Consider the following 11533-nt stretch of genomic DNA (forward strand, 5'->3'; position numbering starts at 1 on the left):
AGTGAGCGGCCAGACAGCGGCTTCGGAGCCGTACTTCCCCGGCCACGGCGACCCCCGCTACCGGGTGCACCGCTACGAGCTGTCCCTCGACTACCGCCCCGGTCCCAACCGCCTCGCGGGTCACGCCCGCATCAGCGCCATAGCGGGCCGGGCCCCGCTCACCGAGTTCCATCTCAACCTCGAGGGCTTCAGGCTCGGCAAGGTGCTCGTCGACGGCCGGCAGCCGCGCTACACGCACCGTGGCGGCAAGCTCCGGATCCGGCCCGTCAAGCCGCTGCGGGCCGGGGCCGCGTTCACGGTGGAGGTGCACTGGTCGGGCAACCCGAAGCCGGTCAACAGCCCCTGGGGCGGGCTCGGCTGGGAGGAGCTGTCGGACGGCGCGCTCGTCGCCAGCCAGCCCGTCGGGGCGCCGTCCTGGTTCCCGTGCAACGACCGGCCCGACGACAAGGCCGCGTACCAGATCTCCCTCACGGTCCCCTCGCCGTACACGGTGGTCGTCGGCGGGCGCCTGCTCACGCGCACGACGAAGTCGTCGACGACGACCTGGGTGTACGAGCAGCAGGCACCGACGCCGAGCTATCTCGTGGGCCTCTCGATCGGCATGTACCAGACGGTCCTGCTGGGCGAGCCGGGGCTCGGCGGTGTGCCGCAGAGCGCGTACGTGCCCGTACGTCTGCTGTCGGAGTTCTCGCGGGACTTCGCCCGGCAGCCCGAGATGATGCGGCTCTTCGAGGACCTCTTCGGGCCCTATCCCTTCGGTGAGTACGCCGTCGTCGTGGCCGACGAGGACTTCGACGTCCCGGTCGAGGCGCAGGGACTCTCCCTGTTCGGCGCGAATCACGTGGACGGCGCGCGGGGCTGGGAGCGGCTCGTCGCGCACGAGCTGGCCCACCAGTGGTTCGGCAACAGCCTCACCATCGCCGACTGGCGGGACATCTGGCTGAACGAGGGCTTCGCCAAATACGCGGAGTGGCTGTGGTCGGAGCGCTCGGGCGGCCGATCCACGCAGGAACTGGCCGCCGCCGCGCACCGCGAGCTGTCCGTGCTCCCGCAGGATCTGCTGCTCGCCGACCCCGGCCGCAAGTCGCTGTTCGACGACCAGGTCTACGAGCGCGGCGGGCTCACCGTGCACGCGATCCGGTGCGCGCTGGGCGACGAGCCGTTCTTCCGCATGGTGCGCGACTGGGTCTCGGCGCACCGGCACGGCGTGGTCACGACGGAGGCGTTCACGGCGCACGTCGCCCGGTACGCGGCGGCGCCGGTCGGCGACCTCTTGACGGCGTGGCTGCGCCGCAGGCCTCTTCCGCCGCTCCCGGCACCTCTCGTCCCCTACAGGTAAGGATTGCCCCGTGGCTGACGGAACACCACGCTTCCCCCTGGATCCCACGCCCGTCCACGTGCCCGACGCCGTCCTGGACGACCTGCGCCGGCGCCTCGACATGACGCGCTGGCCCGACGACGTGGGGAACGGCGACTGGTTCTACGGGGTCGACCGCTCCTACCTCCAGGAGCTGGCCGAGTACTGGCTGCACAGCTACGACTGGCGCAAGGCCGAAGCCGCGATCAACGCCTACGAGCACTACCAGGTGCGCGTGGACGGTGTCCCTGTGCATTTCATGCGCAGGCCCGGAGCCGGCCCGAACCCCACGCCGCTGATCCTCACCCACGGCTGGCCCTGGACCTTCTGGCACTGGTCCAAGGTCGTCGACCCGCTCGCCGACCCCGCGGCCTTCGGCGGGGACCCGGCCGACGCGTTCGACGTCATCGTCCCGTCCCTGCCCGGCTTCGGCTTCTCGGCGCCGCTGCGAGACCACCCCGACATGAACTTCTGGAAGGTCGCCGACCTCTGGCACACCCTCATGACCGACACTCTCGGCCACACCCGGTACGCCGCCGGCGGCTGCGACATCGGCGCCCTGGTCACCGGTCAGCTCGGCCACAAGTACGCGGACGAACTCCTGGGCATCCACATCGGATCGGGCCTGAAACTGGACTTCTTCACCGGCGACCGCGCCTGGGACTTCAGTGGCGGCCGGCCCATCCCCGACGGACTGCCCGACGACATCCAGGCCGGGATCCTGACCTTGGACCGCCGCTTCGCCTCCCACCTGGCCGTGCACGTCCTCGACCCCAGCACGCTCGCCTACGGCCTGAGCGACTCGCCCGTCGGGCTGCTCGCCTGGATCCTGGAGCGCTGGGTCAGCTGGAGCGACCACCACGGCGACATCGAGACCGTCTTCACGAAGGACGACCTGCTCACCCACGCCACGATCTTCTGGGCCGGCAACACGATCGGCACGTCGACGCGGTACTACGCGAACGCCAACCGCTACCCGTGGACGCCCGCCCACACCCGCACGCCCGTCGTCGAGGCCCCCACCGGGCTGACCTTCGTGGGCCACGAGAACCCGCCCGGCGTCACGACGGCGCAGCAGCGCGTCGACAACTGGCTCGCGAGCGACCGCGCCGACTGGTACCACCACGTGAACGTCAACGCCCATGACGCGGGCGGGCACTTCATCCCGTGGGAGGTCCCGGGCGCCTGGGTCGACGATCTGCGCCGCACGTTCCGCGGGCGGCGCTGAGCGGGGCCTGTGGGCGCTACTCGAACCGCGAAGGGTCGCCCGCCCCGCGCCGTACGATCTCCATCTCGCCGCCGGAGAAGTCGATGACGGTGGTCGGCTCGGTGCCGCAGTCGCCGGAGTCGACCACGACGTCCACCTCGTGGTCGAGCCGCTCCTTGATCTCCCAGCCCTGCGTCAGCGGCTCCTCCTCGTCGGGCAGGAGCAGCGTGCTGGACAGGATCGGCTCGCCGAGTTCGGCCAGCAGGGCCTGCACGACGGCGTGGTCGGGGATCCGCACGCCGACCGTCTTCTTCTTCGGGTGCAGCAGCTGGCGCGGCACTTCCTTCGTCGCGGGCAGGATGAAGGTGTAGCTGCCGGGCGTCGCCGCCTTGATCGCACGGAACACGTCGTTGTCGATCTGCACGAACTGCCCGAGCTGTGCGAAGTTCTGGCACATGAGCGTGAAGTGGTGACGGTCGTCGAGGTGGCGGATCGCACGGATCCGGCTGATGCCGTCCCGGCTGCCGAGCCGGCACCCCAGCGCGTAGCAGGAGTCGGTCGGATACGCGACGAGTTCGTCGGCCCGGATGCTGTCGGCCACACCGCTGATCGTGCGCCGCTGGGGGTTCTCGGGGTGTACGTCGAAGTACTTCGCCATTCGCCGATTGTAGGGGCCGCGGTCACACTTCGATCTCCGAACGGGCGCGGCTCTCCCCCGAAAGCGGTCCCCTCAAAGCAGTCCCCTCAAAGCAGTCCCCTCAAGGCAAAAGGAAATGCGGTCACGACACGCCAAGGTGTTGTATGGCCCTCATGGTGTCTTCCGACCGACTGCTGGCCTTCGCGGCCATGTCGTTCCTGCTGATCGTGATCCCGGGCCCCAGCGTGCTGTTCGTGATCGGACGGGCGCTCAGTCAGGGCCGCCGTGCCGCGCTGACCACCGTCGTGGGCAACACACTCGGCGCCTACGTGCTCGTCGTGGCCGTGGCGCTCGGTGTCGGTGCCGTCGTGGAGCGCTCAGTCCTCGTCTTCACCGCGCTGAAGCTCGTCGGCGCCGCGTATCTGGTGTACCTGGGCATCAAGGCGGTGCGCCAACGGCGTTCGCTGCACGCCGCGTTCACGGGTGACGGAGTCGCGCACGGCAGCCTGCGTACGTTGTGGGAGGGGTTCGCCGTCGGCGTGGCCAACCCCAAGACGATCGTGTTCTTCGCCGCCGTGCTGCCGCAGTTCGTGGACCGCAGCCAGGGGCACGTCACCCTTCAGATGCTGCTGCTCGGCCTGGTCTTCAACGTCATCGCGGTGGCGTCCGACAGCGTGTGGGGCCTGGTCGCGGCGACGACGCGGAGCTGGTTCGCCCGCTCGCCGCGGCGGCTCGGCATGGTCGGCGGCGTCGGTGGGCTCACGATGATCGGCCTGGGCGTCACCGTAGCGGCGACGGGCCGTACCGACTAGGGGTGTTCGCCTGTCTACGGCGCGAGCGCGACGCCCAGGGAGACGGCGCCTATGGGCTTCGGCGCGCCCTGCTCGTAGAAGGCGTCCAGTGCCGTGATCGTGAATCCGGCCTCCGCCAGCAGGTCGGTGATCGGGCGCGTGAGGTGACAGCCGCCGAAGAGCCGCTTGTTCACCGGTTCGATGCGTCGCTGCCGGCGGCGTACGTTCTCGTCCTCTTCCGGTGCGAGCCCGTGCTCCAGGAAATGCAGTGTCCCGCCGGGCCGCAACACGCGGCGCACCTCGCGCAGGGCGGCCCCGGCGTCGGGGATGGTGCACAGCGTCCAGGTCGACAGCGCGGTGTCGAAGCTGTTGTCCTCGAAGGGCAGCGACTGGCCGTCCGGGCCCGCACGGCGCACCGGGACGGACGCCGCGCCGACCCGCTCGGCGGCGAGTCGCCATCCGACGTCCGAGGGTTCGATCGCGACGACGCCCTCGACGGTCGACGGGTAGTAGGGGACGTTGTGTCCCGTGCCGAACCCGATCTCCACGACCTGGCCTCGCAGCCCCTCGCAGACCCGCCGTCTCAGCGGTGCGGTCATCTTCACGCCACAGGCGACATCGATGATCCGGGGCAGCACTTGCTCGGCATAGAACCCCATGGCGGTCCTCCATATCTCCTTTCCAGCATGGCATCGCGGCGGCCCCCGTGCGACGTTGCTGAACCGCGACCTTCCGGACCGCAACCATGGCTGTTTCTGAGCGGTCCAATCCGTAACTCACAGGAGACCCAGGAGGAACGTCTTGTCCCTTGCGCCCCGTAATCGCCGTCGTCTGTCGCAGGCCCTGATCGCCTGCGGATGCGCGGTGACGCTGCTCGCCGGCTGCTCGGAGGGCGACGCCCGCGAGGACCGCACCGCCGACCCGGCTCCGAGGGTGCCCACGGGCCGGGGCACGGGCGAGCGCGGGCTCGGGGACTTCGACCGGGACGGCTACGACGACTTCGTGACGTCCCTGACCACGCGGAACAAGTTCAGCCAGCCGACCGGCTATCACCTGCTCGTCCTCCCCGGCTCCGCGAAGGGCCTGGACCCCGGGCGCCGCAGGACCTACCGCGACTTCTTCTACGGTCCGCTGCTCCGCGCCGACCTCAACGGTGACGGCTACACGGACCTGGTCGCGACGCGGACCGACCACCTCGCCAAGGATCCGGCGCGCCGGGACGACCCAGGCACTGCCGTGATCCTGCCCGGTGGAAAGAAGGGCCTCGGCGACCCGGTCCCCGTCAAGGCCGCCGGTCTCGTCACGGCGAGCGCGGCCACCGATGTCGACGGCGACGGGGCCGTCGACCTGGTCTACGCGGGGTACCACCCCCACGGGAACGACACCGAACTGCCGGACCGGCAGGGCCTGGTGGCCTACGGGCCCTTCGGCAAGGACGGCGCGCCCGCCCGTACCACCGAACTCAAGAGCACGGCGAGCCCCAGCCAGGCGATCAGCGGGGACTTCGACAGCGACGGCTACGGAGATGTCATGTTCACCGACCCCAGCCCGGACGAGGCGGACACGGATCCGCCGGTCGACAACGGCCCGTACGTGACGTACTTCCGGGGCAGCCCCCGCGGGCTGACGCCGGCCCGGCCGCCCGGGAACCTCGGCAACGATACGTACGACGGAGTCCTGGTGCCGCGCAGCGGTGACGTCGACGGCGACGGGATCGAGGACATTCTCGCGCCCGGCTACCGCGACGTGGGTGTCGCGGAAGGCCCCGCCTCGGGGCGGCTCACCGTGGCGTACGGGTCGAAGTCGGGTGTGGGAGGCGGGCGGCCGAACGCCGTCTTCGACCAGGAGACACCCGGTGTTCCGGGCGACTCGCAGGGCAAGGACGCTTTCGGAAGGGGCGCGGGCACCGGCGATGTGAACGGTGACGGGCATCCGGATCTGCTCGTGGACACGCCGGGAGAGGACCAGGGCAACGGCCGCTTCACGCTGCTGCCGGGCGGTCCCGAGGGCTCCCCGACGGGCGCGAACGCGACCGCCTTCGACCTCGACACCCCCGGTTTGCCCGGCAAGCACGACCCGTCGGGCGGTGACGGGTTCGCCGCCACGTTCCCGCTCCTCGACGTCAACGGCGACGGCCGCTCCGACGTGGTGGCGAACGCCCCCGGCTATCGGCGTGGCAAGGGCGGCCTCTGGCTCTTCCCGGGTACCCCGGAGGGACTTGGCACGGCCGGACGGATCCAGTTCCTGGATCCGTCCGGCCTCGGGCTCCCGCCGCGCACCGCGTAGGGCTCAGCCGCCCGGGGGGACCGTCCCGTGTGGCCCGGTTCGCCGGCGAGGGGCATGGTGCCGCCCTGGGGCGTTTCGGGTCGGAGGCGTTGATGCCGGACCTGCGGCCCCGCCAATCGATCAACGATCCCGGGACCGGCCCCGACCACGGCCCTCGCTTCACCCGGTCTCCGGCGCTTCCAGCAGGTCGCGTACCTCCTCCGCGGTCGTCTCCTGAAGGTCCTCGCCGAGCAGCAGCCAGCGGGTGATGGCGATCGATTCGAGGAACGGCAGGTCGTGGCTGGCGATCAGGAGGGCGCCCTCGTACGACTCCAGTGCGCTCGTCAACTGCCGCACGCTGGCCATGTCCAGGCTGTTGGTCGGCTCGTCGAGCATCAGGAGCTGCGGAGCCGGTGCGGCGAGCATCGTCGCCGCGAGTGCCGCACGGAAGCGTTCGCCGCCGGAGAGAGTGCCGGCCGGCTGCTCCGCGCGGGCGCCCTTGAACAGGAACCGCGCGAGCTGTGAGCGGATGTGGTTGTCGGTGACGCCCGGGGCCATGCGGGCCACATTCGCCGCGACGCTCAACTGCTCGTCCAGTACGTCGAGGCGCTGCGGCAGGAACCGCAGCGGGACGAACGTCTTCGCCTCGCCCGACAGCGGTTCCAGCTCACCGGTGAGGGTGCGCAGGAGCGTGGTCTTCCCGGCTCCGTTGCGCCCCACCAGCGCGATGCGCTCGGGGCCGTGGATGTGGAGGCTGCCGTCGCGCAACTTGCCGTGCGGGAGGCTCAGTTCGTCGAGGCTCAGGACCGTACGGCCCGTGGGTACGGCGGTGTGGGGCAGGCTCACGCGGATCTCGGCGTCGTTGCGGATCGCCTCCGCGGCCTCCTCGCGCCGCTCGTGCGCCTCGCCGAGCCGGTCCTCGTGCAGTCCGCGCAGTTTGTCGCCGGACTCCTGCGCGGACCGCTTCTTCTCCCCCGCGACGATTCGCGGGGCCTTGCGCTGGGCGTCCAGCTTCTTGCTCTGCCTGGCGCGGCGGGCCACCTTGATCTGGGTCTCTTCCAGTTCGCGCTTCTGCCGGCGCACGTCGGCCTCGGCGGCCCGCAGCATCCGGCCGGCCGCCTCCTGCTGGGTGGCGAGCGCCTCCTCGTACGCGGACCAGCCGCCGCCGTACCAGCTCACGGAGCCGGAGCGCAGTTCGGCGATGCGGTCGACCCGTTCGAGGAGTTCGCGGTCGTGGCTGACCACGACGAGGACGCCGGAGCGCCAGGAGTCGACGGCCTCGTAGAGCCTGCGCCGTGCGAAGACGTCCAGGTTGTTGGTCGGCTCGTCCAGCAGGAGGATGTCGGGGCGCTCCAGGAGCAGGGCGGCGAGGCGCAGGAGGATGGTCTCGCCGCCGGACAACTGGCCGACGGTGCGGTCGAGTTCGACGTCCGCGAGGCCGAGTGAGCCCAGGGTCGCGAGAGCCCGCTCCTCGACGTCCCAGTCGTCGCCGACCGTGTCGAAGTGCTCCTCGCTCACGTCGCCGTTCTCGATGGCGCGCAGCGCGGCGCGCCGCTCTGCGATACCGAGGGCCTGGTCGACGCGCATCGAGGTGTCGAGGGTGATGTTCTGCGGCAGGTACGCGAGGCTGCCGCCGACGGTCACCGACCCCTGGGAGGGGGCGAGTTGGCCGGCGAGCAGGCGCAGCAGTGTGGACTTGCCGGTGCCGTTCGTGCCGACGAGTCCGGTACGGCCCCGGCCGATGGAGAGGGAGAGCCCGTCGAGGACGGGCGTGCCGTCCTGCCACTGGAAGGACAGGCCGGAGCAGGTCAGGGAGGCGCTGGGCGCGGTGGGTGTCGCCATGGTGTTCTCGCATTCGCAAGCGCGGTGGGAGGGGGCTACGTATGCGAGCACCACGCGGCGACCGAGCCGGGAATCCGGAGATCCGAAAACCGGGCAAGGGGGGTGCGGCTGTCCGACAGATCATCGGGGACGGCTCATGCACCGAGGTCGCATCCACGCGGGGTCACGGGCGGCACGGAACGGCCGCTGCGGCGTGACGGGCGTACGGCGGCGAAGGCCGTACGGCGCGGTGATCGCGATCCTCAGATGCGCAACGTCCACCTCAATCGGAGACAACAGAGACGCTGAAAACCTTAACGAGCGGGTGATCGGAAGGCAAGATCCCCAGGTCACGGGCCCTATCCCGCCCGCCGTGCACCCTGGGCGCCCGACATGCACCATGCGCGGCCGCGTGCAAGTCTGGAGGTGGTCGGACTACCGTCGGGCACTCGCTTCCGGCGCACTCCGGCAGGAGGAGCGATCATGAGCAAGAAACAGAGCCGACACAACCGCGGCGCCCGCTCAGGCGGCCACGACCATGACCGCAGCGCCCCCGCCGCCGAGAAGAAGTCGACGCCGGAGCCGATCACGAAGGCGACCGACCCCTCCGAGGAGCCCGCACGCCGGATCTCGGAGCACCACTCGCACAAACCGCCGCGGAAGTTCGGCCACAACTGACGCACGGGCCGGCCGCCCACACCGTTACGTCCTGCGACACGGGGTCACGGAACGCTGCCCCCGCGTCGAACGCTGCCCCCGCGCACACGAGTGGTGACCGCCCGCCGCCGGCCGGTCACGATCGCGGCCCTAGAGTGCCCGCATGAGCCGCCTCACTTCGAACGGTGCCACGATCCACTTCGACGACCTGGGCCCGGCGGACGGCGCGCCCGTCGTCCTGATCCACGGCCACCCCTTCAACCGCACCATGTGGCGCCACCAGACCGCCGCGCTCACCGCCGCCGGATACCGCCTCATCACCCCTGACCTGCGCGGTTACGGGGACAGCGACACAGTCGCGGGCACCGTCCTCCTCCCCGCGTTCGCGGACGACATCGCCGCCCTCCTCGACCACCTGGAGCTCGACCGCGCCGTCGTCGGCGGCGTGTCCATGGGCGGCCAGATCACCATGGAGTTCCAGCGCAGCCACCCGCAGCGCGTGCGGGCCCTGGTCCTCGCCGACACCTCGCCGGTGGCCGAGACCGACGAGGGCAGGGCCTTCCGCAACCGCCTCGCCGACCGGCTCCTCGCGGAGGGCATGCACGGTTACGCGGGTGAGGTGATCGACAAGATGCTGGCCGCCTACAACGTCACAGCAATGCCCCAAGTCGCCGTGCACGTACTGGAGATGATGCGCGCCACCGACCCGGCGGGCGCCGCCGCGGCCCTGCGCGGGCGCGCCGAACGAGCGGACTACCGCGAGACGTTGGCAGCCACGTCCGCTCCCACGCTCATCGTGGTGGGCGCGGACGACGTGTACACCCCACCTGAGGACGCCCGGGCCATTCAGCGGCTGACCCCGCACGCGACCCTCGCTGTCGTCGAGCGCGCGGGACATCTGCCGAACATGGAACAGCCCGATGCCGTCAACGCCGCATTGATCCGCTTCCTCAACTCCCTGCCCGATTAAGGGATTTACCGGGACAGCTTCTCCCCCGGCTCGTCCGCGAAGAACGGCACGGGCCTGGTGCGGTCCGGCGATCCTGGTTTCGCGAATCCTTTGGGGAGAGTTCGGCGTCCCCCGGCTTCGGCCGCCGCGGACGCTTCGACCGGCGCCGAACTGTCCGCGGCCTAGCCTCTGCGGCATGCAAAACGAAGGGGAGAGGGGCGGGGCGGAGTGACGGTGTGGGAGATGGTCGCCGTTTGTGCGGCCGGGGTGGGCGCCGGAGCCATCAATACCGCGGTGGGCTCCGGGACTCTGATCACGTTCCCGGTTCTGCTCGCCACCGGCCTGCCGCCCGTGACCGCGACCGTGTCGAACGCGCTCGGTCTGATCCCGGGATCCATCAGCGGGGCCATCGGCTATCGCACCGAACTCGCCGGGCAGCGGCGGCGCATCCTGAAGCTGGGTGGTGGTGCCGTGCTCGGCGGGTTCGCGGGCGCGACGCTTCTGCTCGCCCTTCCGGCCACTGCGTTCGAGACGATCGTGCCGGTCCTCGTAGGTCTCGCCGTCGTCCTGGTCGCGTTCCGGCCGCTGATCAGCGGCCGGGTGCGGCGCCGGCGCGAGCGGTCCGGCGCGCGCCCGCACGGCGACGTGGGGCCGCTGCTGTTCACCTCCCTCACGCTCGCCAGCGTCTACGGCGGCTACTTCTCCGCCGCGCAGGGAATCCTCTACGTGGCGCTGATGGGCATGCTCCTGGACGAGCCACTGCAACGCCTGAACGCCGTCAAGAACGTCCTGGTCGCCCTCGTCAACGCCGTCGCCGCCCTCTTCTTCCTGTTCGTCGCCGACTTCGACTGGACGGCCGTACTGCTCATCGCGGTCGGCTCCGCCCTCGGCGGTCAGCTCGGCGCGAAGGCAGGCCGACGCCTCAGCCCCGGGGTCCTGCGCGCCCTCGTCGTGACGGTGGGGACGTTCGCCGTCGTCCAGCTGCTGCTCCGGTGACCGAGGCGCTCACCCCGCCAAGACACCCCCACCGGGTTCGAAGACCGTGAACGGCGCACCCTGGGCGTCCCGCACGGCGGCCCAGCGTCCGGCCTCGTCCTCCCACTCGCCCACCACGGTGCCGTCCTGCTTGAGCGCCGCGCGGGCGCACTCGGCGACGTCGTCCACGGTGAACTGGACCTCCCAGTGCGGCCGGACGTCGGGATCGGGGGCCGCCTCGACAGCGCCGGAGCTGATCCGGGCCATGGACAGGCCGCCGCAGACCAGGACGACCTCTTCGTTCTCGTAGCGGACGTCGCAGCCGCCGGGCCCGGTCCAGCCGAGGACCTCGCCGTAGAAGATGGCGGCGTCGAAGGCGTTCCTGGTCACGAGCCGGAGCCTGACGTGCGCCTCGGGGTGGCATCCGCTCCATTCCCGTTCGACGTGCCCGGACCAGATCCCGAAAGCGGCGCCGCTGCTGTCGGCCACCAGTGCGGCGCGGCCCAGCGGGAAGGGGATCGGGCCCACACCCACGGTGCCGCCGCGTTCGCGGACCCGGCTCGCCGTCTCGTCCGGGTCACCGACGGCGAAGTACGGCAGCCAGGCCGTGGCCACGCCGAGGGCGGACGCCACGGCGCCGATGCCCGCCACCGGTCTGCCGTCCGCCATCGCGACGGCGAACCGGTCGCCGAGGCGGCCCGGGCGGAATTCCCAGCCGAGCACGGCCTCGTAGAACGCTGTGGTGGCGGCCAGGTCGTGCGCCGCGAGGCTCACCCAGCAAGGGGCCCCGAGCACGGCGCCGCTCGGCGGGCCGTCCTCGTCACCGGCCTCGGTGGCCAGTCTGTCGGTCATCGTGCACCATCCCTGAATCACG

The 11533-nt window shown here is 71.0% G+C and carries 11 protein-coding genes; 7 read left to right on the forward strand and 4 right to left on the reverse strand.

The annotated features are described in order from the left end of the window. Position 1: 1 nt before the first annotated feature. Both OG574_RS04740 and OG574_RS04745 read left to right on the forward strand, forming a co-directional pair. Positions 2-1339 carry a M1 family metallopeptidase gene (locus OG574_RS04740; protein WP_326772007.1) on the forward strand — a complete coding sequence of 446 codons (1338 nt, stop codon included), beginning with the start codon at positions 2-4 and terminating at the stop codon, positions 1337-1339. Between the two features lie 10 nt (positions 1340-1349). Then, the gene (locus OG574_RS04745) at positions 1350-2585 is read left to right on the forward strand and encodes an epoxide hydrolase family protein (RefSeq protein ID WP_326772008.1); all 1236 of its coding nucleotides are present in this window, start codon (positions 1350-1352) and stop codon (positions 2583-2585) included. A gap of 16 nt (positions 2586-2601) precedes the next feature. Here OG574_RS04745 and OG574_RS04750 read toward each other — a convergent pair whose 3' ends face one another. Beyond that, positions 2602-3222: an L-threonylcarbamoyladenylate synthase gene (locus OG574_RS04750; protein WP_100593352.1), complete on the reverse strand. Its 621-nt coding sequence runs from the start codon at positions 3220-3222 to the stop codon at positions 2602-2604. 152 nt (positions 3223-3374) lie between these two features. Between OG574_RS04750 and OG574_RS04755 the strand changes: the two genes are divergently transcribed. Then, positions 3375-4013 (forward strand): LysE family translocator, encoded by a 639-nt coding sequence (locus tag OG574_RS04755; RefSeq protein ID WP_100593848.1) that lies wholly within the window; start codon positions 3375-3377, stop codon positions 4011-4013. Positions 4014-4027: 14 nt separating this feature from the next. Here OG574_RS04755 and OG574_RS04760 read toward each other — a convergent pair whose 3' ends face one another. After that, positions 4028-4651, reverse strand: coding sequence for a class I SAM-dependent methyltransferase (locus tag OG574_RS04760; RefSeq protein WP_326772009.1), 624 nt, complete (start codon positions 4649-4651; stop codon positions 4028-4030). Positions 4652-4793: 142 nt separating this feature from the next. On the opposite strand from OG574_RS04760, the gene OG574_RS04765 reads away from it, so the two are divergent. Then, positions 4794-6278, forward strand: a complete 1485-nt coding sequence (locus OG574_RS04765; protein ID WP_326772010.1) for an FG-GAP repeat protein — start codon at positions 4794-4796, stop codon at positions 6276-6278. A 159-nt stretch (positions 6279-6437) separates the two neighbouring features. On the opposite strand, the gene OG574_RS04770 is transcribed toward OG574_RS04765, so the two are convergent. Further along, complete coding sequence (locus OG574_RS04770; RefSeq protein ID WP_326772011.1) at positions 6438-8099, reverse strand: ABC-F family ATP-binding cassette domain-containing protein; 1662 nt, start codon at positions 8097-8099, stop codon at positions 6438-6440. A gap of 462 nt (positions 8100-8561) precedes the next feature. Between OG574_RS04770 and OG574_RS04775 the strand changes: the two genes are divergently transcribed. The 3 genes from OG574_RS04775 to OG574_RS04785 all read left to right on the forward strand — a co-directional run bounded on the left by OG574_RS04775 (position 8562) and on the right by OG574_RS04785 (position 10680). Beyond that, the gene (locus tag OG574_RS04775; protein WP_234374259.1) at positions 8562-8756 is read left to right on the forward strand and encodes a hypothetical protein; all 195 of its coding nucleotides are present in this window, start codon (positions 8562-8564) and stop codon (positions 8754-8756) included. A 142-nt stretch (positions 8757-8898) separates the two neighbouring features. Beyond that, the gene (locus tag OG574_RS04780) at positions 8899-9705 is read left to right on the forward strand and encodes an alpha/beta fold hydrolase (protein WP_326772012.1); all 807 of its coding nucleotides are present in this window, start codon (positions 8899-8901) and stop codon (positions 9703-9705) included. Positions 9706-9912: 207 nt separating this feature from the next. After that, positions 9913-10680 (forward strand): sulfite exporter TauE/SafE family protein, encoded by a 768-nt coding sequence (locus tag OG574_RS04785; protein WP_326772013.1) that lies wholly within the window; start codon positions 9913-9915, stop codon positions 10678-10680. Between the two features lie 9 nt (positions 10681-10689). Here the strand turns inward: OG574_RS04785 and OG574_RS04790 are convergent, their stop codons facing one another. Beyond that, entirely contained in the window at positions 10690-11511 is an 822-nt protein-coding gene (locus OG574_RS04790) for a VOC family protein (RefSeq protein WP_326772014.1), read from the reverse strand. Positions 11512-11533: the final 22 nt, after the last annotated feature.

The organism is Streptomyces sp. NBC_01445, assembly GCF_035918235.1.
GTDB lineage: Bacteria > Actinomycetota > Actinomycetes > Streptomycetales > Streptomycetaceae > Streptomyces.

What these genes read in the sequence shown, in the direction of transcription:
- OG574_RS04750 (WP_100593352.1), bottom strand. Translation starts at nt 3,222, where the DNA reads ATGGCGAAGTACTTCGACGTACACCCCGAGAACCCCCAGCGGCGCACG.
- OG574_RS04755 (WP_100593848.1), top strand. Translation starts at nt 3,375, where the DNA reads ATGGTGTCTTCCGACCGACTGCTGGCCTTCGCGGCCATGTCGTTCCTG.
- OG574_RS04760 (WP_326772009.1), bottom strand. Translation starts at nt 4,651, where the DNA reads ATGGGGTTCTATGCCGAGCAAGTGCTGCCCCGGATCATCGATGTCGCC.
- OG574_RS04770 (WP_326772011.1), bottom strand. Translation starts at nt 8,099, where the DNA reads ATGGCGACACCCACCGCGCCCAGCGCCTCCCTGACCTGCTCCGGCCTG.
- OG574_RS04775 (WP_234374259.1), top strand. Translation starts at nt 8,562, where the DNA reads ATGAGCAAGAAACAGAGCCGACACAACCGCGGCGCCCGCTCAGGCGGC.
- OG574_RS04780 (WP_326772012.1), top strand. Translation starts at nt 8,899, where the DNA reads ATGAGCCGCCTCACTTCGAACGGTGCCACGATCCACTTCGACGACCTG.
- OG574_RS04790 (WP_326772014.1), bottom strand. Translation starts at nt 11,511, where the DNA reads ATGACCGACAGACTGGCCACCGAGGCCGGTGACGAGGACGGCCCGCCG.